Here is a 23,589-nt window from a genome sequence, read left to right on the forward strand (position 1 = left end):
AAGGTCCGCTCCTACGAAAAGCCGTGCTCGCCTGCAACGTAGGAGCAACTGTCTTGCGCCGAGGTGCTCTTCGTAGGATGGGTTGAGCTTGCGAAACCCATGCGGTTGCGCTGATGGGTATCGCTTCGCTCAACGCCATCCTACGAAAAACCGTGCTTCCTGGAACGTAAGCGGACTCTGTCCGCGATTCGGCGAATAACGCCGTAGGCGGAGAAACAACCGGGAGCTCCGATGGCTCACTCGGCAGAAACGCTACCGACCTTGGCCTGCCTACGGACCGGCATTGCCACACTGCCCTCCTCCCGCAGCCGCTCCAGCACCCGCTGGGTGTTGTCTGCGCACTGCATCCCTTCCGGCTTGCTCTCGATGCTCTCGATGGCCACCAGCAACTGCGCCTTGTTCTGCTCCAGGCGCTTCTGCAGCACCTCGATCTCGCCCACCTTGCGCCTGAGGCCCTCCAGCAGTTCGCCATGCTGCCAGCCACTGGCGTTCAACGGCAGCAAGGGGCGGATCTCCTCCAGCGAGAAGCCTGCGCTCTGGGCGCCGGTGATGATCTCCAGGATCACCAGCGTCTCCGGCGCGTAGTCGCGGTAGCCATTGGCCTTGCGCTCGACCGAGTTGATCAGGCCGCTGGCCTCGTAGAAACGAATGCGCGAAGGCGCCAGCCCACTGAGCTTCGCCAGCTCTCCAATTCTCATGCTGCACCCTCGAAAAAGCGTTGACCTTAAAGCTTACTTTAAACCTACAGTGATTGGACGGCCAAGCGATGGGGCGTTCACGCGGTGTCGCATCGCTGGTCACCGAACTCCACCTCACACAGGAGATGCGAACATGGGATATGTCACCACGAAGGATGGCGTCGAGATCGAATGGCACTTACTTAAGCGCTAAGCGATTGATTCAGAAAAGAAAGGCTGCTCTTGGTCTACGGTGATAGTTGCGAACACACACCGAGCCCAAGGAGCAGCCCAGATGAATCCTAGGCGCCAAGCCGTCATTCATCAACAGCAGCGCGCCCGTCGGCATACATCGAATACGGACGCTTACGCCTTCTTCAACCTGCTAACCGGCCCTGAATTATTCGAGCATGTCGAGTCGTTGCTGCCGGTTCATCGGGAGCGCTTGTTCCCGCCGACAGAGACGTTGTCCATGTTCATGGCCCAGGCCTTGAGTGCCGACCGTTCCTGCCAGAAGGCGGTCAATGAGATGGCCGTCAAACAACTGTTAGCGGGTTTGAAGCCGTGCAGCACGCACACCGGCGGCTACTGCCGTGCTCGTCAGCGGTTGCCGGTGGAGATGGTTTCCACGCTGGTGCGCAACACTGGCAGCCTGATCAGTCACTCTTCAGCCAAGACAGGGCAGTGGATGGGTAGGCCGGTTCGGCTGGTGGATGGCACGACGGTGTCGATGCCGGATACAACGGCTAATCAGGCCGCCTATCCGCAGTCGCGCAGGCAAAAGCCGGGATTGGGCTTTCCGATTTGTCGGCTGGTTGGCATCGTCTGCCTCTCCAGCGGTGCAGTGCTGAATGCGGCATTGGGTCGTTTTCGCGGCAAGGGTGGCGATGAGCAAACCCTGTTGCGGTCGATGCTCGATACGTTGAACGCTGGCGATGTTTTGCTGGGAGATGCCTACTATGCGACCTATTTCCTGCTGTGCGAATTGCAACGCAGGGGCATCGATGGTGTGTTTGAGCAATATGGCGCGCGTCGGCGTAGTACCGACTTTCGGCGAGGTAAGCGCCTGGGGACGCGCGATCATCTGATCGGTCTGGAAAAGCCCCGGAAACGCCCATCCTGGATGAGTCAGGCTTACTACGAGCAAGTGCCTGACAGGTTGGAGGTTCGGGAGTTGAAAGCGGGCGACAAGATTCTGGTCACGACGCTGCGCTGCACGAGTCAAACACCCAAGGCTGCCTTGAAAGCGCTGTTCAAAAGCCGCTGGCACGTAGAGTTGGATCTGCGCAATCTCAAAACCACGATGGGGCTCGAAATGCTGAGCTGTAAAGCTCCCGCGATGGCTATCAAGGAACTCTGGATTTACCTGCTGGCACACAACCTGATTCGCCTGATCATGGCGCAATCGGCCTCGATGGCTGACTGCCTACCCCGTCAATTGAGCTTCAAGCACAGCCTCCAGCTATGGCTGGCGTGGCGGCAATTCGACGATGATCCTGACGGAGGTACGACTCTTCGCGGCCTGCTGGTTCTGGTCGCGCAACAGCGTGTCGGCAATCGCTCCGGGCGAGTTGAACCCAGAGCCCTCAAGCGAAGGCCAAAGCCCTACCCATTACTGACCTGCACACGTCAATCTGCTCGGGCAGCGATCAAGAAACACGGTCATCCGAAAAGGGTTAAGTAAGTGCCATTCGCGTCGAGATCTTCTACAAAGACTGGGGCCCCCGCGATGCCCAGGTGATCCACTTCCACCATGGGTGGCCGCTCAGCGCCGACGATTGGGATGCCCAGATGCTCTTCTTCCTGGCCAACGGCTTCCGTGTCGTCGCCCATGATCGCCGTGGGCACGGGCGTTCGAGCCAGGTGTGGGACGGCCACGACATGGACCACTACGCCGACGACGTGGCCGCGGTGGTCGATCATCTCGGCACCCGGGGCGCGGTTCACGTCGGCCACTCCACCGGCGGCGGCGAGGTCGTCCACTACATCGCCCGCCATGGCGAGGACCGTGTTTCCAAGGCCGCCATCATCAGCGCCGTCCCACCGCTGATGGTGAAGACCGACAGCAACCCCGGCGGCCTGCCCAAGGCGGTTTTCGACGACCTCCAGGCCCAGCTCGCGGCCAACCGCGCACAGTTCTACTACGACGTGCCCGCAGGCCCCTTCTACGGCTACAACCGTCCAGGCGCGCAGCCTTCGCAAGGCATCATCTGGAACTGGTGGCGCCAGGGCATGATGGGCTGCGCCAAGGCCCACTACGACGGCATAGTCGCGTTCTCGCAAACGGACTTCACCGAGGACCTGAAGAAAATCACCATCCCGGTCCTGGTGATGCATGGCGACGACGACCAGATCGTCCCCTATGAGGATTCGGGCCTGCTCTCGGCGAAGCTGCTTCGCAACGGCACGCTGAAGACCTACTCAGGCTTCCCCCACGGGATGCCGACCACCGAAGCCGATACGATCAACGCCGACCTGCTCGCCTTCATCCGCGGCTGACGAGCCCGGGAGCCAGGTGCGCTTATCCTGGCTCCACTTCTTTCCTGGCCGATCAGATCGGCCATTTCCACGCTGCGTCAATGCTTATACCGAGGTTCGCAATATGAACGCGCCCAACATTCCCTCCCACATGACAGCCATTGAGATCAGCCACCCGGGAGGACCGGATGTTCTGGTCCCGGTCCAGCGGCCCACTCCCCGCCCGAGCGAAAGGGAAGTGCTGATCAAGGTGCATGCCGCCGGCGTGAATGGGCCCGACGTCCTCCAGCGCAAAGGCCTCTATGCTCCGCCGCCTGGCGCCTCGGATATTCCCGGGCTGGAAATATCCGGCGAAATCGTGGCGCTGGGCGCCGAGGTAAGCAATTTCGCCATTGGTGACAAGGTGATGGCCCTGGTTCCCGGTGGCGGCTATGCCCAGTACGCCGCTGCAGACGAGCGCACCACCCTCCACCTGCCCGAAGGCTTGAGCCTGGAAGAAGCGGCGGCCTTGCCGGAAACCTTCATGACCGTCTGGACCAACCTGTTCCAGCGAGGGCAGTTCAAGGCCGGGGAAGCGGTGCTGATCCATGGTGGCGCTTCCGGCATTGGCACAACGGCCACCATGCTGGCCAGGGCTTTCGGCGCCTCGCAGATTTTCACCACAGTGAAGAACGAGGAACAGCAGGCTGCCAGCCGGTCCCTGGGCTCGGATCACCCCATCGACTACACCCGGCAGGATTTCGTGGCAGAGGTCCTGCGCGAGACCGGGGGGCGCGGCGTCGACGTGGTGGTCGACATCATCGGCGGGGACTACGTCGATCGAAACTTCCAGGCAGCGGCCATGAACGGCCGGATCGTTCAGATCGGGCTGGTCAAGGGGCCCGCGGCTACCGTCAATTACTTCCAGATGCTGGTGAAGCGCCTGACGCATATCGGCTCGACCCTGCGTTCTCGAAGCCACGACGAGAAAAAGGCGATCATCGATGAGCTCGAGAGCCAGGTCTGGCCCCATGTCCGCAAGGGCGAGGTCAAGCCCCTGGTTTTCAAGGTCTTCGGCCTGACGCAGGCAAGTGCAGCCCATGAGTTGATGGACTCGGGCCTGCATATCGGCAAGATCGTTCTCGCAAGCCAGCCTTGACGATCCGACCGGCTCGCCATGAAACCTCGGCGAGGCCGGTCTCCCCGCTATCTCCTTTTCCCTGCATCTCATAGCGACGCCGTTTCCCGGAGCCTGCGCGGGAAAGACCAGGGGCCAGCGAATCTGGGTGTCGCTGGCCGCTCCGCAAGGAGTGGCCAGCGCCGTCACCGGCCGAGCGAACCTTTACAGCGAAGCCGCAGCCTTCTCGATCGAGCGCGCCACCGCATCGGGATGCGAGACCATCACCACGTGGGAGGCGCCGCGGACCACTTCGACGTCTTTCGCGTGGGCCCGCTGGGCCATGAAGGCCAGGGCCTGCGGGGGGATGTTGCGGTCCTGGTCGCCGTAGACGAACCACGAGGGGATGCGCTGCCAGGCGGCGGCGCCGGCCTTCTCGTTCAGCGCGGCCTCGGTGACCGGGCGCTGGGCGGCGGCCATCAGCTTGGCCTGCGCAGCGGGCACGTCGGCGGCGAACTGGGCGTGGAACTTGTCCTGCTGGATGTACAGGTCCTTGCCGCCGCCGCTGAGCGCAACCGGCGGCGCCAGGGTCGGGCCGAGGGTGCTGCCGGGGAACTTGCCGGCCAGGTCGGCGGCGCTCTCCCCCGCCTCCGGGGCGAAGGCGGCGACGTAGACCAGCGCCTTGACGTTGCCGGCGTCGCTGGCCGCGGCGCTGATGACGTTGCCGCCGTAGGAGTGCCCGACCAGCACCACCGGCGTCTTCAGGCTGGCGAGGATGTTGGCGACGTAGGCGCCGTCGTTGGCGACGCCGCGCAGCGGGTTGGCGGCGGCCACCACGGTGTAGCCGTCGTGTTCTAGGATGCGCGTCACGCCGTTCCAGCTGGAGGCGTCGGCGAAGGCACCGTGGACCAGCACCACGGTGGGTTTCGCGGCGGCGGACGCGCCGGCGGCCATGAGCAGGCCGGCGGCGCAGGCCAGGGCACCGAGGGTTCTTTTCATCGGAGATTCTCCTTGCAGGGGAATGAGGCCGGGGCGCGCGGCCCCGGCCGGTGATGGGGAATCGGCGCTAGGGCGCGTAGCGGGTGAACACCAGGTCATGGTTCTTCACCCGCGCCTGGTGGCAGGCGTAGCAGGTCTGGTGCTGCGCCTCGTCGGCCGGCTTGCCGTCGATGAAGCGGGCGAAGCCCCAGCCGCCGGTGGCCGCGTACTTTTTCGAGTCCTTGACCATGAACTGCACGGTGGTGGCCGCGCCGGGGATCGAGGCCGGCTCGAACTCCGGCGACTGCACGTGCTTCCAGGCCAGCTTGGCGAGCACGCTGCCGTCGGGGAACGGCAGCTTGCCCTCGCGGTAGGCCCGCATGGCGATGTCGTTGCCGAGCACGGCGCGCAGCTCGTTCAGCGGCGCCGCTTCCTGCGCCGGGGCCACCAACTGCCAGTTGCGGTAGCCCTCGGGCATGCGCACGCCGTAGATCGGCGAGGCGTCCGCGGCGGGCGCCGGGTCGGCGCTGGCGCCGCTGGCCAGGGCAAGCGCCAGGAGCGTCGCGGCGAGTGCGGTGAGTCTGGGTGTCATGGCTGCGCTCCGCTCACAGGTGGTCGGCGTCGACCACCGCCTGGACGAAGGCCTGGGGCGCTTCCTGCGGCAGGTTGTGGCCGATGCCGCCCTTGATCAGGCGGTACTCGTACTTGCCGCTGAAGCGCTTGGCGTAGGCCTCGACCGGCGGGTGCGGCGCGCCGTTGGCGTCGCCTTCGAGGGTGATGGTCGGCACGCCGATCGTGGGGAAGGCCGCCAGGCGTTTCTCCAGTTCCGCGTAGCGTGCCTCGCCCTCGGCCAGGCCCAGGCGCCAGCGGTAGTTGTGGATGGCGATGGGGCCCTGGTCAGGGTTGTCCAGCGCCGCCGCGCTGCGCTCGAAGGTGGCGTCGTCGAAGTTCCACTTGGGCGAGGCCAGCTGCCAGATCAGTTTGGCGAACTCGTGGCGGTACTTGTCGTAGCCTTCGCGGCCGCGCTCGGTGGCGAAGTAGAACTGGTACCACCACTGCAGTTCGGCGCTGGGCGGCAGCGGCGCCTTGCCCGCCGCCTGGCTGCCGATCAGGTAGCCGCTGACCGAGACCAGGGCCTTCACCCGCTCCGGCCACAGCGCCGCGACTATGTCGGCCGAGCGCGCGCCCCAGTCGTAGCCGGCGAGCACCGCGCGCTTGATCTTCAGCGCATCCATGAAGTCGACGACGTCCACCGCCAGGGCTGCCGGCTCGCCGTTGCGCGGCGTTTTGGCGGAGAGGAAGCGGGTGTCGCCATAGCCGCGGGCATAGGGGATGAGCACGTGGTAGCCCTTGGCCGCCAGCTGCGGCGCCACTTCGCTGTAGCTGTGGATGTCGTAGGGCCAGCCATGCAGCAGGATGACCGCCGGGCCGTCGGCGGGGCCGGCTTCGGCGTAGGCCACCTTCAGCAGCCCCGCATCCACGTGGCGCAGCGCGCCGAACGCGTCGTCCGCGGCCTGCGCCAGCGGGGCGGCGAGGTTCGCCAGGGCGAATGCGAGCACCGAGGCGCCCAGGGCTTTGTACTTGAACGGGTTCATCAGGGGTTCTCCCTTGCTGTGTGCCGGGAATCGGCGGGGCTTCGGTCTAGCGCTCGGCCAGCGAGGCGCGCTGCGGGCGGAAGGCCTCGCGCAGCTCCTCGCTGAACAGCTGCGGTTGCTCCCAGGCGGCGAAGTGGCCGCCCTTGTCCACCGCGTGGAAGTAGTCCAGCGAGGGATAGGCGCGCTGCGCCCAGCTCTTCGGCGCGCGGTAGATTTCGCCGGGGAACACGCTGATGGCCACCGGCACCTTGATCTGCGCGGTCTTCTGCGCGGCGGCGCTGAAATTGTTGTTGTTGTTTTCCCAGTAGAAGCGCGAGGACGAGGCGCCGGTGTTGGTCAGCCAGTAGAGGGATATGTCGTCGAGCATCTCGTCGCGGCTGAGCACGCGCTCCGGCTCGCCGCCGCTGTCGGTCCAGGCGGCGAACTTCTCGTACATCCAGGCGGCCATGCCGGCCGGCGAGTCGGCCAGGGAGTAGCCGATGGTCTGCGGGCGCGTCACCATCATCGCGCCGTAGGCGGCGTTACGGCCGAAGAAGGTGCTCAGCGCCTGGTAGGCGGCGCGCTCGTCGGCGGACAGGCCGCTGGGCGCCGGGTCGCCGCTGTTGATCGGCTTGACCAGCTCCGCCGGGATGGTCGCCGGCATGTTCAGGTGGATGGCCAGCAACCCGGGCGGCGCCAGGCGGCCCAGGGCGTCGGAGATCACCGAGCCGTGGTCGCCGCCCTGGGATACGTACTGCCGGTAGCCCAGGCGCTTCATCAGCACGTCCCAGGCCCGGGCCACCCGGTCGGGGTTCCAGCCCAGCTCGGTCGGCTTGCCGGAGAAGCCGTGCCCGGGGATCGCCGGGATCACCACGTCGAAGGCGTCCTCGGCCTTGCCGCCGTAGGCGGTGGGGTCGGTCAGCGGGCCGATGGTCTTGAGGAACTCTAGCGGCGAGCCGGGCCAGCCGTGGGTGAGGATCAGCGGCATGGCGTGGGGCTGGCGGGAGCGCACGTGGATGAACTGGATGTCCACGCCGTCGATGCGGGTGACGAACTGCGGCAGGGCGTTGAGCTTCGCCTCGGCCTTGCGCCAGTCGTAGCCGTTGCCCCAGTAGTCGACCAGCGCCTTCAGCCTGGCCAGCTGCACGCCCTGGGAGGCATCGGCGACGGTTTCCTTGTCCGGCCAGCGGGTGGCGGCGATGCGCCGGCGCAGGTCGTCCAGTTGCGCCTGGGGCACCTCGATGCGGTACGGCCGGACGCTGTCGTCCTCGCTCGCCGTGGCGTTGGCGGACGCGACCAGGGCCAGCGGCGCCAGGTGCGCGTGGCTGCCGCCGAGGAGGAACAGGCCGACGGCGCCGGCCAGGAGCGAACGGGTGAACAGGTGCTGAGTCTTCCGTGGGTGCGATGCTGCGAGCATGGTCGATCTCCTTGAGTGGGGGCCGGGGCGTGGACGCAATCGTTCGCCCTCGGCGAAGCGCGAACCTGGCCACTGTCGGTCGCGCCCGCCCCGCTTCGGAGGCGCTGCGCAACCTGTGGCATCGATCAGAACAAAGGTCGGCGGGCCTGGGGATTGCACGAAGGTGTCGGTCGATACCTTCGTATCGTTCGCCCGCCGGCGCCGGGACGCTGCGGCCACGCCGGCCTGGCGTGGCCGCAGCGGGCTCGCTCAGGCGAGCGAGAGCGCGACGTCGATGTTGCCGCGGGTGGCTTTCGAATAGGGGCAGGTCTGGTGGGCCGTCTCGATCAGGTCCAGGGCGGCGTCCCGCTCCAGCCCCGGCAGGCTGACCTGCAGGCGCGCCCGCAGGAAGTAGCCTTCGCCGCCCTGGCACAGCTCCACTTCGGCGTCGATGGCCAGGTTGGCCGGCAGGGCGATCTTCTTCCGCCGCGCGGCGAGGCCCAGCGCGCCTTCGAAGCAGGCCGACCAGCCGGCGGCGAACAACTGCTCCGGATTGGTGCCGGTGCCCGGCGTGCCGGGCAGCGAATGGCGGATGTCCAGGCGCCCGTCGTCGCTGCGCGAGGTGCCGCCGTCGCGGGCCCCGGTGGTGTGGACCCTGGCGGTGTAGAGAACGGTTTCGGTGGTCATGGCTGCCTCCTGGCATGTGCTCGTGCATACCGGATTCGGTATGTGCCGCCGATCAGAGCAGAGGCTGGCCGCCGGGGACGATTGCACGAAGGTATCGAGCGCCCCCACGCAACCCCCTGCCCCGTCAACGACGGCGCTTTCGCCCAGCCGACACCAAGGTATGATGGGCAGCTCCGCCAAGGTGGCGCATGCTCGCGAAACGGCTACCGCCGAGAGAGGATCGGTATGCACAACGAACCCGGCCCTGTCGTCGACAGGCTGCCCGGCCTGGCCTGGACCGCCGCTGCCGACGGCCGGGTCGACTCCGTCAACCGCCCCTGGTGCGCGTACACCGGCCACTGCGCCGACGCGGCGCTGGGCGATGGCTGGCAGTCGGTGGTGCACCCCGACGACCTGCCGGCGCTGATCCAACGCTGGACCGCCATCCTTCACACAGGCCAGGCGCAGGACATGCAGGCGCGCCTGCGGCGTTTCGACGGCGCCTACCGGCGCTTCCTGCTGCGCGTCGAGCGCCTCGACGCCGCCGCCGGCACCTGGTGCGGCCTGGCCATCGACATCGAGGACCTCGGCCCGGGCCCGGCGACCACCAGCACCCCGGCCCTGGACGCGCTCATCGACAGCATCCCCGGCTTCGTCTGGCGCACCGCGCCCGACGGCAGCGTCGAGTTCCTCAACCAGCGCTGGTTCGACTACACCGGCATGACTCCCGACGAGGCCCGCGGCACCGGCTGGATGAACGCCGTGCACCCGGGCGACGCGCCGGCGCTGGGCGCCTACTGGCAGGGCCTGCTGGCCGCCGGGCTTGCGGGCGAGTTCGAGGCCCGCCTGCGGCGCTTCGACGGCAGCTACCGCTGGTTCCTGATCCACGCCGTGCCGCAGCGCGACGAAGCCGGCCACGTGCTCAAGTGGTACGGCGGCAACACCGACATCGACGCACGCAAGCGCGCCGAGCTGCTGCTGGCCGGCGAGAAACGCCTGCACAGCCTGATGGCCGGCGCCGCCGCCCTGCCCCTGGTGCTCGAAGCGCTGTGCCAACTGGTGGAAGCCAGCCTCGACGACTGCCTGTGCGGCATCACCCTGGTCGCGCCCCGCCGCAGCCGCCGCGCCGTGCAGGCACCGGGCGAGCTGCGCCTGCAACCCGGCGCCGGCCCCGGGCTGCCGCCGGGCCTCATGGCCAGCGACGGCCAGGCGGTGGACGCCGGCAGCAGCCCTGAATCCCTGGTAGTGCTCGGCGGCGAAACTCTGGTGGTGGCCGACCTCTCCGCCGAAACGCGCTGGCCCGCCTGGTGCGCCGCCGCCCTGGCCCACGGCCTGCGGGCGAGCTGGGCGACGCCGGTGATCGCCACCGGCGGCGAAGTGAGCGGCGTCCTCTCGCTGTTCTTCCGCCACGCCTGGCAGCCCGACGAGGCGCAGCGCAACCGCATCGCGCAGTTCAGCCAGCTGGCCAGCATCGCCATCGAGCGTGCCCGCGGCGAGGCCGCGCTCAAGCAGAGCGAGGCCTTCCTCGCCAAGGCCCAGCGCATCAGCCTGACCGGCACCTTCTCCTGGCACGTGGACAACGACGAGATCGCCTGGTCCGACGAGATCTACCGCCTGCTCGACCTGGACCCGGGCCTGACGCCGAGCTTCGAGCTGGTCTACTCGCGCGTCCACCCCGACGACCTCTCCCGCCTCGACGAGGTGTTCCAGCGCCAGCGCCACGCCGCCCGCGACTTCGAACACGAGCACCGGCTGCTGCTGCCCGGCGGCGTGGTCCGCCACGTGCACATAGTGGCCCAGGCGATACGCGACGCCGACGGCGCCCTGGAATACATCGCCGCCGTGCAGGACGTCACCCAGCGCCGCCTCGCCGACGAGGCCCTGGGCCGGGTCCGCGCCGAGCTGGCGCACGTGGCCCGGGTCGCCAGCCTGGGGGCGCTCACCGCGTCCATCGCCCATGAAGTCAACCAGCCGCTGGCCGGCATCATCACCAACGCCAGCACCTGCCTGCGCATGCTCGGCGCCACTCCGCCCAACGTCGACGGCGCCCGCGAGACCGCGCGGCGCACCATCCGCGACGGCAACCGCGCGGCCGACGTGATCAAGCGCCTGCGCGCGCTGTTCGCCAAGGACGGGGTGGCCAGCGAGCCGGTGGACCTCAACGCGGCGGCCCGGGAAGTGCTCGCCATGCTGCAGAACGAACTGCAGCGCAACGGCGTGGCCGTGCTGCCGCAGTTCAACGAGCAACTGCCGCCCGTGCCCGGCGACCGCGTGCAACTGCAGCAGGTGATCCTCAACCTGATCATCAACGCCATGGACGCCCTGGCCGAGGTGCACGGCCGCCCGCGGCAGTTGCGCATCAGCAGCGGCTACGACCTGGACTCCAGCGTGTTCCTGGCAGTGCGCGACAACGGCAACGGCTTCCCCCCGCAGGACGCCCACCGGCTGTTCGACGCCTTCTACACCACCAAGCGCGCCGGCATGGGCATCGGCCTGCTGGTCAGCCGCTCCATCATCGAACACCATGCCGGGCGGATCTGGGCCACGGCTCACGACGGCCCCGGCGCGACCTTCATCTTTTCCATCCCGCTGCCGGCCGCCGACGCCGACGACGACCACGCCAGGGGGAACGCCCGATGACCACGCCTTTGCTCGTGTCGCTGGTGGATGACGACGAGTCCGTGCGCGAATCGCTGCCGGACCTGCTGCGCGAGTTCGGCTTCGCCGTGCAGGCCTTCGCCTCGGCACTGGCCTTCCTCGACTCGGGCTGCCTCGCGCAGACGCGCTGCCTGATCCTCGACGTGGCCATGCCGGAAATGTCCGGGCCGGAGCTGCAGAAGGAGCTGGCCCGGCGCGGCTGGCGCATCCCCATCATCTTCATCACCGCCCATGGCGACGCGGCCACCCGCCCGCGCCTGATCGCCCAGGGCGCCGTGGATTGCCTGCTGAAGCCCTTCAGCGAGGCGGAACTGCTCAAGGCGCTCAGCGCCGCGCTGCCGGTCGGCTGACGCCGCAGGCCACCAGGAGAACCAGGCATGTTGAACGCTGTCCCTGCCCCCCAGGGGGGAACCCGGCCACAGGCCGACGCCACGCCGCTGGTCTACGTGGTCGACGACGACGTCTCGGTGCGCGAGTCGCTGGAGCTGCTGATCCGCTTCGCCGGCTGGCAACCGGTGCTGTTCGACTCCGCCCGGGCCTTCCTCGACCAGCCCGCGGCCCTGGTGCCCAGCTGCCTGGTGCTGGACGTCAACCTACCCGACCTCAATGGGCTGGACCTGCAGCGCAGCGTGGCCGGCGAGCGCCCGGCCATGCCGATCATCTTCATCACCGGCTACGGCGACGTCCCGCTGACAGTGCGCGCCATGAAGGCCGGCGCGGTGGAATTCCTCACCAAGCCCTTCGACGACGACACCCTGCTGCTCGCCATCGCCGAGGCCCTGGCGCACAGCCGCGTGGCCCTGCAGCAGCAGGAAAGGCTGCGCACCCTGCGCGCCGCCTACGCCAGCCTCACGCCGCGCGAACGGGACGTGCTGCGCATGGTGGTCGCCGGGCGCCTGAACAAGCAGGTGGCCGCCGACCTGGGCATCAGCGAGATCACCGTCAAGGCCCATCGCGGCCGGGCCATGCGCAAGATGAAGGCGCGCTCGCTGCCGGACCTGGTGAAGATGGCGGCGCTGCTGGAGATCGCCCCCGACGGCGAGCGCTGAGGCGCCCTCGCCGCCCGGGCTCAGGCCGGGACCGACAGCGGCCGCCGGCAGCCCAGCCAGACCAGCAGGGCCGCCAGCAGCTGGCTGCCGGCGAAGAAGTCGAACAGGTCCTGCGTGCTCCACTGGGCATCGAGCAGCACCCCCGCGATGGCCGGTGACAGGATCGCCCCCAGGCGCCCGGTCGCCAGCACCAGGCCCACGCCGCTGGTGCGAATCGCGGTGAAGAAGGCCTGGGGCGCGAGGATGAAGAGCGCCGCGATGGCGCCATTGAGCGACAGCCCCGCGCCGAAGCCCACGGCGATGGCCAGCGGCGAGACGCGGGTGGCCGGCACCAGCAGCGTCATCAGCACGGCATTGAGCAGCAGCGGGCCCAGCAACAGCTGGCGGCCCCCTGCGCGATTCGCCGCCAGGCCCACCAGCAAGGCGCCGAGCATGCCGCCGAGGCCCAGCAATAGCCCGCCGGTGGAGCCCTGCTTTTCGGAAAAGCCGTTGTGCAGCATCAGCGTCGGCGTCCAGCTCATCACGAAGTAGTAGCCGAACATCAGCAGCAACAGCGCCAGGGCCAGCGAAGCGGTCAGTTGCCACTGGCCGGGCGCGAACAGCTGCCGGTATTCCACGCCTCGCGCTGGCCGCAACCGGGCTTGCTGGTCGAGCGCCAGGAATTCCGGCGACTCGCGCAGCCAGCGCGCACCCGCGGCCACGGCCGCGAGCGTGGCCACGCCGCCGGCTAGAAACACGTAGCGCCAGCCGAGCCACTCGTTGAACAGGTGGGCCAGCAGGCCGCCCAGGCTCACGCCCAGCGCGAAGGCGAGGGATTGCAGGGCGATGGCCAGGCTACGCCGATGCGCCCCGGTGTACTCATGGGCCAGCACATTGGCGCCCACCAGCACCGCGCCGGTGCCGACGCCGGTCAGCATGCGCAGAAGCATCAGCACCTGGTGGTTCGGGCTGCAGAACGACAGCAGCATGCTGATGCCGCTGAGCGAAAGGCCCGCCAGCAGCAAGGGCCGGCGCCCGTAGCGGTCCGCCCGGGGGCTGATGAAGGAGCCGCAGGCCATGCCCACCAGGCTGGCGCTGAGCAGCGCGCCGAGCTGGGTCGCACTCAGCCCCCACTCCGCCGAAACGCTGCCGCCGGTGAAGGCCATGGCCATCGCGTCCAGCCCGTCGATCACGTTGAAGAGCATGCACAGGCAGACGACGCCCCACGGGGACGGGGCCATTGCAGCATTGTTGTTCATAGCCTTGGGCACGCAGCCTGTTTCCTTTTTGACGCGCGGTTCGAAGCGCTGCTCGGCCATGCCCTTGCGTGCATACCTAAGTATCGACCGACACCATCGTGCAATCGCCGAAGCGGCATCCGGGTGCTTTGATCGACCTGCGCAAGCGGCGCCGAATGCAGGGCCGGAAGCATATTACGTCCCGGCCGCTACAGACAGGGCCCCGCGCCTCGAACCCCACCCACCGGGTTCCGCCAGGAACCTTTCCAAGGAGAGCCCCCAGATGTTCCTGCATCTATCGACCTGGGCCGAGATCGGCCAGTTTCTCGAACGCAGCCGCACCATCGTCATCCCCATCGGCTCCAACGAACAGCACGGCCCCACCGGCCTGCTGGGCACCGACTGGATGTGCCCGGAGATCATCGCCGGCGAGGCGCAGAAACTGGCGGACATCCTCATCGCCCCGACCTTCAACATCGGCATGGCCCAGCACCACCTGGGCTTCCCCGGCACCATCTCGCTGCGGCCCTCGACCTTCATGGCCGCCATCGGCGACTGGGTGCGCTCGCTGGCCGGCCACGGCTTCGAGAAAATCTTCTTTCTCAACGGCCACGGCGGCAACATCGCCTCGATCGAAGCGGCCTTCTCGGAACTCTATGCCGAAGCGAGTTTCGCCCGGCGCCGCGCCGGCTTCGCCCTGAAGCTGTGCAACTGGTGGGACCTGGAAGGCGTCGATGCCCTGGCGCGGGAGCAGTTCCCCACGGGCCACGGCATCCATGCCACGCCCACCGAGGTCGCCGTGACCCAGTGGGCCTATCCGGACTTCATCAAGTCCGCCGAGTATTCGCCACGGATCGCCAACTGGGGCCCCATCCGCGAAGCGCTCGACTTCCGCGCGCGCCACCCGGACGGCCGCATGGGCTCGGACCCGGCGCAAGCCTCCATCGAAAAGGGCCGGCAACTGGTGGCCCTGGCCGCCCAGGGCCTGGTGCAAGAAGTCCAGGCCTTCGGCGACGAGTCGATTCCGGGCTAGATCCGCTGCGAACCGGCCGCGCGCCCATGGATGGGCGCGCGGCCTTTTCTATGGGAAGCAGAAGCGGCCGCTGCCGCTTCTGCCCCGGGCACTAGGCCCGGCCCAGCCGTTCGATGGCGCTTGCCACGCCCGCGCCGTACGCCGGATCCGCCTTGCTGCAGTTATCGATATGCCGCTGCTTGGTCTGCGCCGAGGCGCCCTGGATCGAGCGCGCGGTGTTGTCGAACAGCGCCTGTTGCTGCTCGAAAGTCATCAGGCGGAACAGCGCGCCGGGCTGGGAGAAATAGTCCTGGTCTTCGCGATGGTCCCAGTGGCCCGCGCTGCCTTGCAGCGCCAGCGGTGGTTCGCTGAAGTCCGGCTGCTCCTGCCATTGCCCATAGCTGTTGGGCTCGTAGCCCAGGGTGCTGCCGGCGTTGCCGTCGGTGCGCATCTGCCCGTCTCGGTGATAGCTGTGGAACGGACACTTCGGCGCGTTCACCGGAATCTGGTGATGGTTGACGCCCAGGCGGTAGCGCTGCGCATCGCCATAGGAGAACAGCCGCGCCTGCAGCATCTTGTCCGGCGAGAAGCCGATGCCGGGCACCACGTTGGCCGGGCTGAAGGCCGCCTGCTCCACCTCGGCGAAGTAGTTCGCGGGGTTGCGGTTGAGTTCGAGGACGCCGACTTCGATCAGCGGGTAATCGCCGTGCGGCCAGACCTTGGTCAGGTCGAAGGGGTTGATCGGGCAGGTCGCCGCGTCCGCCTCCGGCATGATCTGCACATACAGCGTCCAGCGCGGGAAGCGGCCTTCCTCGATGCTGCCATACAGGTCGCGCTGGGCGCTTTCGCGATCGCGGCCGACCAGGGCTTCGGCCTGCTGGTCGGTGAGGTTCTCGATGCCCTGCTGGGTCTTCCAGGTGAACTTCACCCAGGAGCGCTCGTTCCGCGGACTTATGAAGCTGAAGGTGTGGCTGCCGAAGCCGTGCATGTGCCGGTACGAGCGGGGCAGCCCGCGGTCGCTCATGACGATGGTGACCTGGTGCAGGGCTTCGGGCAGCAGGGTCCAGAAGTCCCAGTTGTTTTCGGCGCTGCGCAGATGGGTGCGTGGGTCGCGCTTGACCGCATGATTGAGGTCGGGGAACTTCAACGGATCGCGCAGGAAGAATACCGGCGTGTTATTGCCCACCAGGTCCCAGTTGCCCTGTTCGGTATAGAACTTTATGGCGAACCCGCGAATGTCGCGCTCGGCATCGGCGGCGCCGCGTTCCCCGGCCACGGTGGAAAAGCGCACGAAAACTTCGGTGTTCTTGCCGATCTCGGAAAACAGCCGGGCCTTGGTATAACGGCTTATATCGTGGGTGACGGTGAAGGTTCCATAGGCGCCCGAGCCCTTGGCGTGCATGCGCCGCTCGGGAATCACCTCGCGGTCGAAGTGCGCGAGCTTTTCCAGCAGCCAGACGTCCTGCAGCAGCACCGGGCCCCTGGGGCCTGCGGTCTGCGAATTGTTGTTGTCGACCACCGGCGCACCAGCGGCTGTCGTGAGCTTTTTCATGGTTTTGTCCTGGATGATTGGCGCAATGAACAAACAATGGGAAACGCCAACCCATCAAACCAAGTTATGCAACCGCCAACCATGATACGAAGGTGTCGCCCGGTAATAGGAAAGTTGTGCGAAGCCTTCCGGTGCCGGATAAAAAAGAATAAACAGGCGGGATATGAATACAGTGGCCAGTTAAGGTAAACAGTTCTGTTTCGTTATATAGGGCGCACTCTTCTGCAACGTGCAGAAGTGTGCGCCCTACCCGCCTCAGCCCAGCCGCTGGCGCAACTGCGCCAATTGGCGCATGTCCAGGCTGTCGAAGCCTTCGCTGAGCGCGCAGGCATCGAGCAACTGCGCCGCTTCCGCGTTGCGCCCCTGCTCCAGGTGCAGCTTCGCGCGGTCCATGCCCGCGCGCAGCTCCCAGGCCCGCGCGCCTTGCTGGCGCGCCAGGGTCAGCGATTCGTCGAGCACTGCATCGACCGCCGCGGCGCCCTCGCCCAGCGCCTTGAGCACCTGGGCCTGCAAGCGCAGCAGTTCCGGCAGGGCGAAGGCATCGCCGCTGCGCCGGCAGTGCTGGACGCTGCGCTGGATCACCGCCAGGGCCCGCGCGTATTGCCCATCGAGGATCAGGCCTTCGGCCAGGGAAATCTCGAACGAGGTGGTCAGCAGCTCGTAGCGCATGCCCTGCAGCCGCGACAGGCTCTCCTCCAGCAGCGGCACCGCGTCGCCGGGCTGCTCGCGGCGGATGGCGATGGCCCCGCGCAGGCCCAGCGAGGCCGCCACGTACGGGGCGAAGGCATTGGCGTGGGCGATCTGGCTGAAGGCCTGCAGGCTCGCCTCGGCCTGCGCCAGGTCGCCGTTCCAGATGTGGATGCACAGCGTCCACACCAGGGCGATGCAGTAGGTGGCTGGGTGCTTCAGCTCCGCGGCCTCCGCCTCCACTTGCGTGGCGAGGCGCCGCGCCTGGTCCGGGAAGCCCAGCAGCCACAGCGTACGCGCCAGCGCCAGGCCGGTGCGGTTGTAGTGGTCGAAGCCGTAGTGCAGGGTCCGGCTGCGCTCGGAGGGCAGGCTGTTGCGCAGGGAGCGCTCCAGTTCCTGGCGCGCCAGGCGCTGGTCGCCCAGCAGGTGGTGGGAAATCCCCGCCAGCGAGGCGGCGACGGCGATGGCCTCCGGCTCGCCCAGGCTGTCGCCGATCGCCAGCGCGCGCTCGGCCCAGGCCAGCGACGAGGCGAAGTCGCCGATGCGCTCGTAGAAAATCTGCAGGCGGCCCAGCAGGCGCAGCTGCGCCCAGCGGTCGTCCAGCGCCACGGCGATGTCCAGGGCCCGCAGCAAGGCGGTTTCCGCCGCGCCGCTGTTGCCGCGGGTGAACATCAGCACCAGGCCCAGCGCGGCCTGCAGTTCCATTTCCGTGGGCGTGCCGTGGTAGCCCAGCTCCAGCAGTTCGGTGGCCCGCGCGCACCAGGTGCGGCATTCCACCTGCAGCGAGAAGTGCAGGAACAGCGGCGCGCTGGCCGCCGCCAGGGGCAGCGCCAGGCCGGGGTCGCCCTGGGGGCCGAAGCTCCATTCCAGGGCGCTGCGAATGTTGCCGAGCTGGCTGGCCAGGCGCGCGCAACCGTCGAAGATGTCTTCCGGCGAGCTGCCCAGGCCCTCCAGCAGCTTCAGGTAGAAAAGCGCATGGCGGAAGCCGAGGCTGTGCATCTCGGCCGCGCCGTGGGCCGGCAGCTTGTCGCGCACGTAGGCGCGGGTCATCTCCAGCAGGCGGTAGGTGACCGTCGTTTCGCTGCGGTCGACCGTCACCAGCCCCTTGGCGGCGAGTTCGTCCAGGGTGGCGGCGGCTTCCAGCTCGTCGATCCGGGCATCGGCGACGATCTGCGAGGCCGCCTGCAGCGAGAACGGCCCGACGAACACCGCCAGGCGGTCGAACACCAGGCGCTGCGGGGCGCTGAGCAGGTCGTAGCTCCAGTCGAGCATCGCTCGCAGCGTCTGGTGGCGCGGCTGCGCGGTGCGCCAGCCGGCCCAGCCGAGCGAGAAACGTTCGCCCAGCAGGGCGTGGGTGGCCTTGACGCCGTGGCTGGCAGCGCGCATCGCCGCCAGCTCGATCGGCAGCGCCATGCCGTCCAGGCGCCGGCACATGTCGGCGACCAGCTGGGCGTCGCCCTCCTCCAGCGCCAGCGAGGCGTTGCCGGCCTTCGCCCGTTCGACGAACAGCCGCAGCGCCGGGAATGCCAGCAGTTGCTCCAGGCTCAATCCCTCACTGTCGGCTGGAAAGCCCAGCGGCCCCAGCCAGTGCACCTGCTCGCCGCGCACCCGCAGCGGCTCGCGGCTGGTGGCCAGCAGCGCGACGCCGGGCGCGGCCTCGCCGATGCGCTCGGCAACGGCGGACACCGCGTCCACCAGGTGCTCGCAGTTGTCGATGATCAGCAGCAGCCGCTGCCCGCGCAGGTGGGCGAGCAGCACGAACAGCGGGTCCTCGACCTGCACGGGAATGCCCAGCGAGGCGGCCAGGGCGGAAGGCACCAGCGCCGCGTCCTCGACCTGCGCCAGGTCGACGAAGCGCACCGGCTCCAGGCGCTCGCCGGCGGCGCGGTGGCCCACTTCGACGGCCAGGCTGGTTTTGCCGACGCCGCCGGTGCCGACGATGGTGAACAGCCGCGGCTGCGCCAGGCGCTCCAGCACCAGGGCCACGTCCGCCTCGCGGCCGAACAATCTAGCCCGCGGCGGCAGGCCGCCCACGCTTTCGCCGAGCGGCGCCACGGGGGCGGCCGAAGGCGCTGCGTCCAGGGCCGGGCGCCGGTTCACCGGGGCGACGAAGGCATAGCCGACGCCGACCTGGGTGGCGATGTAGCGCGCGCCCTGCTCGCCGTCGCCGAGCGCGCGGCGCAGGCTGTTCATATGAAAGCGCAGGCTGCCCTCTTCCACCACTACATCGGGCCAGACGCGCTTGATCAGCTCGCGCTTGGACAGCACCTGGCCCGGCTTCTCCAGCAGGGCGATGAGCAGGTCGAGGGCGCGGCCGCCGATCTCCACCGGCTCGCCATCGCGGCTGAGCAGGCGCTTGCCGGGCATGACGCGGAAGGGACCGAACTCGAGGGACGGGTCAAAGGAATCGTGCAATGCGTCCGTTACGGACTCCACGGGAAATTCTCTCGGGCTCGGAAATCCTACGAGGATAGGCGTTTTGCTCGGGCAATCAAGCACATCCTGTAGCGGCCGTGTGGACGCCGCCACAGGATGCGCACCTGTCTACTGCAGGCTCAGCAGCAGCGGAATGTTGCCGCGGGTGGCCTTGGTGAACGGGCAGCTCTGCCGGGCGGCGTCCAGCAGGCAGCGGGCCAGCTCCGCCTCGACGCCGGGCAGCGAGATGGCCAGGTGCGCCCGCAGGAAAAAGCCGTGCTCGCCATGCACCAGGTCCACGTCCGCCTCCACCGTGGCATCGGGGGGAAACGGGACTTTCCGGGCGTTGGCGGCATGCCGCAGCGCACCGATGAAACTGGCCGACCAGCCGACGGCCAGGAGCTGCTCCGGGTTGGTGCCCTGCCCCGGCGCGCCCGGCGGCGAAAAGCGCAGGTCCAGGCGGCCATCGTCGCTGCGCGCGATGCCGTCGCGGCCGCCGAGGGTGCGGGTGTGCGCGGTGTAGAGAACCTTCTCGATCGACTGCATCGGTACTTCCTGACGAACGATGACCGGCGGGCCCGGCGATTCAGAGCACCCGCGCGCACTTGCGACTGGTGCGGGAAAGGCGTTGCCTGGCGTCGGCCTGGGGCAACACCACCTGCGCCGCTGAGCGCCGCTGGTATTCGCCCAGCTCCTGCCGGGCGATATCCAGCAGCCAGGCACGGAAAGGGCCCGCGGGGTCATAGCTGGCACGCTGTGAATCCACGGCCTTCAACGTAGCCCGCAGGACCTCGCCGAGGTCTTCCCCGCGCATCCGCCCGGCCTGTACCTGCCCTTCGAAGAACGCCACGAGCAGCGGAACCAACGCCTTGAGCAGGCGCGGCGACGCCTCGCCGCCGCCCTGTTGCGCCTGGACCAGCAATGCACCGAATTCCGCATTGCTGCAGCGCCCTGCCAGGCTCATGCAGCCGATACCTTCAGTCATCCGCCCAACCTCCCTTTCCCAAGCAGCCCTGCATTGACTGTCCCGCGCGTCGGCGCGAGGACAGGGACTGCTCATGAGAATGGGGCAGGAGTGCCAAAGTCGCCCGTTATATGCTGTTAGCGCCTGTTAGGCGGGTGCGGCCCCGGGGCACCGGCTCCGCTGCCGGGGGCGTGCGGCTCCCGACCAGCCTGGGGCCGACGAGCGTCATCAGCAGCATGAGCGCCATAGGGAAGAACAGCAGCACGTCCAGGCCATAGTGATCGACCGCCAGCGAGATGCCGGCCGGCCCGACCAGCATGCCGGAGAAGCCCACGCAGTTGACGATGCCGATATTCCGGCCGGCGTTGCGCGGGTTCTTGCGGCCGGCGCTGGACAGTAACAGCGGGGCCAGGCAGGACATGCCCAGCCCGAACAACGCGAACCCGGCCAGGGCGAGCAGGGCGTCGCCGAGTTGCGCGAGAACCAGGCCGGCCAGCGACACCGCGCCGCTGGCCATGACCACCCGTGCGGCGCCGAAACGCTGGGTGAGGCGGTCGCCGATCAGCCGCCCGATGAATTCGGCGCCGGTGAAGCAACTGATGGCCAGTCCGGCGAAGGCCGTGGTCGCACCCAGTTCGCGGTGGATGAACTCCTGGCCCCAGTCGCCCACCGCGCCCTCTCCCACCATGACCGCAAGCAGCAGCAGGCCGAAGCCGAGCATCAGCAGGAACGGGCGCCCTTCGCCAGGCTCGGCGGGCAGCGCTGTAGCGTGCCCGCTTTGGGTTTGCGCCAGCACCTCGTCCTTCTCCAGCATGAAACCGCTGAACGCGAGGCTGAGCAGCAACAGCAGCGTCCCCGTGATCGCGAACGGGTACAGGGCGCTCTGTGGCTGCAGGCCAGCGAAATAGCTGCCCAGCATGCCGAACAGGAAGCCTCCGAGGGAGAAACAGGCGTGGAAGTTGGACATGATGGGCCGGCCGTAGAAGCGCTCGACCTGCACGCCATGGGCGTTCAGCGCCGTCTCGGTGGCACCGCGGAATACGCCTAGCAGCACGCCGACGGACAGTGCGAAGCAGAATTCGCTGGCGAAGCCCAGGGGAATGATCGAAAGCGGATAGAGGATCACCGCGACGCGCACGACCTTGCGCGCGCCGAAGCGGTCCAGCAGGCGGCCGGTGAACAGCGCGCCCGCCGCCGCCCCGGCCCCGATGCCGAAGGCGATCATGCCGTAGTTCAGGTCGCCGGCGCTGCCCGCCAGACCTAGCTGGTGGCGCAAGGCGCTGACGCCTGTGGACCAGATGTACATCATGCCGCCGATCATCATGAAGCCCAGGATGGTGGCCAGGCGCGCATGGCGGATCCTGCGCGCGATTCCGGTGTCGTTGCGTATTGTCATTGTTCTGAGCAACCCGTTGGAAAGGAGGTTCGAAGCGGAAAAGGGGCCGCGATGACGGCCCCCTGGATCACCGGGAGGAATCTACTCTGCCCGGCGGGCCGGACGCCAAGCCGGCGGATAGCCGGGCAGCGAATGGCCGCGGATGGGATGAAGGCAAACGCCGGGCCGCCTTGTGGGCGCCCCGGGTGGAACCCCGCCGGGCGAGCCGGCGAGACAGGCGGCGGATTATCTCTCGGCTTCGTAGCGCGCGCGGTTTTCCGCGTTCGGTGGGTACAGGCCCGGCAGCGAGGCGCCGGCATCCACCTGTTGCATGATCCAGCCCTCCAGGCGCTCCTGTTCGGCGGCGATTTCCACCACCTCTTCCAGCAGCCCCTTGGGAATGAGCACCGCGCCGTCGTCGTCGACGACTATCACGTCGTCCGGGAATACCGCGACACCGCCGCAGGCGATCGCCTCCTGCCAGTTGACGAAGGTCAGCCCGGCCACCGACGGCGGCGCCGCCACGCCCTGGCACCAGACCGGCAGGCCGGTGCCGAGCACACCGGCGACGTCGCGCACCACGCCATCGGTGATCAAGGCGGCCACACCGCGCTTGTGCATGCGCGCGCAGAGGATGTCGCCGAAGATGCCGGCATCGGTGACGCCCATGGCGTCGACCACGGCGATGCAGCCCTCCGGCATGGCTTCGATCGCCGCGCGGGTGGAGATCGGCGAGGACCAGGATTCGGGCGTCGCCAGGTCTTCGCGGGCCGGCACGAAGCGCAGGGTGAAGGCCCGCCCGACCAGGCGCGGCTGGCCCGGGCGGATTGGCCGGGTGCCGCGCAGCCAGACGTTACGCAGCCCCTTCTTCAGCAGTACGGTGGTCAGCGTCGCGGTGGAGATGCCGCTGAGAATCTCGCGGATGGAAGGATCGAGTGTCATCGCCATGTCCTCAGATGCTGGAGATCAGCCCGCCATCCACACGGATGACGGAACCGGTGATGTAGGAAGCGCGAGCGCTGGCGAGGAAGGCCACCGTGTCGGCGTATTCCTGGGGTTCGCCGTAGCGGCCCACGGGGATGGAGTCGGTGCTCTCGCGGGATACTTCTTCCACGCTGCGCCCTTCCCGCTCGGCCTTCTTCTGGTCGAGGAAGCGGATGCGGTCGGTGGCGATCCTTCCCGGCAGGATGATGTTGCTGGTGATGCCGTCGCGGGCGACTTCCCGGGCGAGGGTCTTCGACCAGCCCAGCAGCGATAGGCGCAGGGCATTGGAAATGCCCAGGTTGGGAATCGGCGACACCACGCCCGACGAGGCGCTGGTGATGATCCGCCCCCACTGGCGCTCGCGCATGCCCGGCAGCAGCCGGTCGGTGATGGCGATCACCGACAGCACCATGGCCTGGAACTGCTTCTGCCACAGCACCGGATCCTGGCCGGCGACCGGCGTCGGCGGCGGGCCGCCGGTATTGTTGACGAGGATGTCGACACCACCGAAGCGCGCCTCGATCGCTGCGGCATGGCCTTCCACCTGGGCGAGGTCGCCGAGGTCCCAGGTGAGCGCCATGCCCTGGGCGCCAGCGGACAGCAGCGCATCCAGGGTGGCCCTGGCCGCCTGCGGGTCGATGTCGGCGACCACCAGGTTCGCCCCTTCCGCAGCCAGGGTGCGTGCGATGGCGCCGCCCAGCCCTCCTCCGGCGCCCAGTACCAACGCGGTCCTGCCTTTCAATTGAAGATCCATGCCTTGCCCTCTTTCTGGTTCGCGCGCCCTGCGGGCGCCTTGGGTAATGGGTGGACG

At 68.2% G+C, this 23,589-nt stretch carries 21 protein-coding genes; 7 read left to right on the top strand and 14 right to left on the bottom strand.

From position 1 onward, the window contains the following. Positions 1-236 precede the first annotated feature (236 nt). Positions 237-698, bottom strand: a complete 462-nt coding sequence (locus FG99_RS24895; protein WP_009621970.1) for a MerR family transcriptional regulator — start codon at positions 696-698, stop codon at positions 237-239. A gap of 274 nt (positions 699-972) precedes the next feature. On the opposite strand from FG99_RS24895, the gene FG99_RS24900 reads away from it, so the two are divergent. From FG99_RS24900 to FG99_RS24910, 3 genes are all read left to right on the top strand, one after another. Next, complete coding sequence (locus FG99_RS24900) at positions 973-2,361, top strand: IS4 family transposase (RefSeq protein WP_043272807.1); 1,389 nt, start codon at positions 973-975, stop codon at positions 2,359-2,361. Positions 2,362-2,366: 5 nt separating this feature from the next. After that, positions 2,367-3,176 (top strand): alpha/beta fold hydrolase, encoded by an 810-nt coding sequence (locus FG99_RS24905; protein WP_043272809.1) that lies wholly within the window; start codon positions 2,367-2,369, stop codon positions 3,174-3,176. 130 nt (positions 3,177-3,306) lie between these two features. Then, positions 3,307-4,293, top strand: a complete 987-nt coding sequence (locus FG99_RS24910; protein WP_043272982.1) for an NAD(P)H-quinone oxidoreductase — start codon at positions 3,307-3,309, stop codon at positions 4,291-4,293. 183 nt (positions 4,294-4,476) lie between these two features. Here FG99_RS24910 and FG99_RS24915 read toward each other — a convergent pair whose 3' ends face one another. The 5 genes from FG99_RS24915 to FG99_RS24935 form a co-directional block, all read right to left on the bottom strand. Further along, on the bottom strand, positions 4,477-5,250 hold the full coding sequence (locus tag FG99_RS24915) for an alpha/beta fold hydrolase (RefSeq protein ID WP_043272810.1): 774 nt from the start codon (positions 5,248-5,250) through the stop codon (positions 4,477-4,479). Positions 5,251-5,317: 67 nt separating this feature from the next. Then, positions 5,318-5,821 (bottom strand): cytochrome P460 family protein, encoded by a 504-nt coding sequence (locus tag FG99_RS24920; RefSeq protein ID WP_043272811.1) that lies wholly within the window; start codon positions 5,819-5,821, stop codon positions 5,318-5,320. A gap of 13 nt (positions 5,822-5,834) precedes the next feature. Next, positions 5,835-6,824, bottom strand: a complete 990-nt coding sequence (locus tag FG99_RS24925) for an alpha/beta fold hydrolase (RefSeq protein WP_043272813.1) — start codon at positions 6,822-6,824, stop codon at positions 5,835-5,837. 46 nt (positions 6,825-6,870) lie between these two features. Then, positions 6,871-8,220, bottom strand: a complete 1,350-nt coding sequence (locus tag FG99_RS24930; protein WP_043272814.1) for an epoxide hydrolase family protein — start codon at positions 8,218-8,220, stop codon at positions 6,871-6,873. Positions 8,221-8,469: 249 nt separating this feature from the next. Next, a complete protein-coding gene (locus FG99_RS24935; RefSeq protein WP_043272815.1) occupies positions 8,470-8,886 on the bottom strand; it encodes an organic hydroperoxide resistance protein in 417 nt (138 codons plus the stop codon). Positions 8,887-9,111: 225 nt separating this feature from the next. Between FG99_RS24935 and FG99_RS24940 the strand changes: the two genes are divergently transcribed. Genes FG99_RS24940 through FG99_RS24950 form a run of 3 tightly spaced genes read left to right on the top strand, consistent with a single transcriptional unit; the run spans position 9,112 to position 12,572 of the window. After that, positions 9,112-11,505, top strand: coding sequence for a PAS domain-containing protein (locus FG99_RS24940; RefSeq protein WP_043272816.1), 2,394 nt, complete (start codon positions 9,112-9,114; stop codon positions 11,503-11,505). Further along, positions 11,502-11,873 carry a response regulator gene (locus tag FG99_RS24945; protein ID WP_043272817.1) on the top strand — a complete coding sequence of 124 codons (372 nt, stop codon included), beginning with the start codon at positions 11,502-11,504 and terminating at the stop codon, positions 11,871-11,873. Before FG99_RS24940 ends, FG99_RS24945 begins: the two co-directional genes overlap by 4 nt. A gap of 27 nt (positions 11,874-11,900) precedes the next feature. Continuing rightward, complete coding sequence (locus FG99_RS24950; protein WP_043272819.1) at positions 11,901-12,572, top strand: response regulator transcription factor; 672 nt, start codon at positions 11,901-11,903, stop codon at positions 12,570-12,572. A 20-nt stretch (positions 12,573-12,592) separates the two neighbouring features. Here the strand turns inward: FG99_RS24950 and FG99_RS24955 are convergent, their stop codons facing one another. Next, the gene (locus tag FG99_RS24955; RefSeq protein ID WP_232245071.1) at positions 12,593-13,792 is read right to left on the bottom strand and encodes an MFS transporter; all 1,200 of its coding nucleotides are present in this window, start codon (positions 13,790-13,792) and stop codon (positions 12,593-12,595) included. Positions 13,793-14,072: 280 nt separating this feature from the next. On the opposite strand from FG99_RS24955, the gene FG99_RS24960 reads away from it, so the two are divergent. Further along, complete coding sequence (locus tag FG99_RS24960) at positions 14,073-14,822, top strand: creatininase family protein (protein ID WP_043272820.1); 750 nt, start codon at positions 14,073-14,075, stop codon at positions 14,820-14,822. A 91-nt stretch (positions 14,823-14,913) separates the two neighbouring features. Here the strand turns inward: FG99_RS24960 and FG99_RS24965 are convergent, their stop codons facing one another. The 7 genes from FG99_RS24965 to FG99_RS24995 all read right to left on the bottom strand — a co-directional run bounded on the left by FG99_RS24965 (position 14,914) and on the right by FG99_RS24995 (position 23,532). After that, positions 14,914-16,353, bottom strand: a complete 1,440-nt coding sequence (locus FG99_RS24965) for a catalase (protein WP_177330920.1) — start codon at positions 16,351-16,353, stop codon at positions 14,914-14,916. Between the two features lie 255 nt (positions 16,354-16,608). Next, a complete protein-coding gene (locus tag FG99_RS24970; protein ID WP_043272821.1) occupies positions 16,609-19,476 on the bottom strand; it encodes an ATP-binding protein in 2,868 nt (955 codons plus the stop codon). Positions 19,477-19,584: 108 nt separating this feature from the next. Next, positions 19,585-20,001: an organic hydroperoxide resistance protein gene (locus tag FG99_RS24975; protein WP_043272823.1), complete on the bottom strand. Its 417-nt coding sequence runs from the start codon at positions 19,999-20,001 to the stop codon at positions 19,585-19,587. A gap of 40 nt (positions 20,002-20,041) precedes the next feature. Next, positions 20,042-20,419, bottom strand: coding sequence for an RNA polymerase subunit sigma-24 (locus FG99_RS24980; protein ID WP_141766277.1), 378 nt, complete (start codon positions 20,417-20,419; stop codon positions 20,042-20,044). Positions 20,420-20,546: 127 nt separating this feature from the next. Beyond that, complete coding sequence (locus FG99_RS24985) at positions 20,547-21,815, bottom strand: MFS transporter (RefSeq protein WP_043272825.1); 1,269 nt, start codon at positions 21,813-21,815, stop codon at positions 20,547-20,549. 225 nt (positions 21,816-22,040) lie between these two features. Further along, positions 22,041-22,736: a ribonuclease activity regulator RraA gene (locus FG99_RS24990; RefSeq protein WP_009621935.1), complete on the bottom strand. Its 696-nt coding sequence runs from the start codon at positions 22,734-22,736 to the stop codon at positions 22,041-22,043. A 10-nt stretch (positions 22,737-22,746) separates the two neighbouring features. Further along, positions 22,747-23,532: an SDR family oxidoreductase gene (locus FG99_RS24995; RefSeq protein WP_009621933.1), complete on the bottom strand. Its 786-nt coding sequence runs from the start codon at positions 23,530-23,532 to the stop codon at positions 22,747-22,749. Between the last annotated feature and the right edge of the window lie 57 nt (positions 23,533-23,589).

It is taken from the genome of Pseudomonas sp. AAC (genome assembly GCF_000725445.1).
Lineage (GTDB): Bacteria > Pseudomonadota > Gammaproteobacteria > Pseudomonadales > Pseudomonadaceae > Pseudomonas > Pseudomonas citronellolis.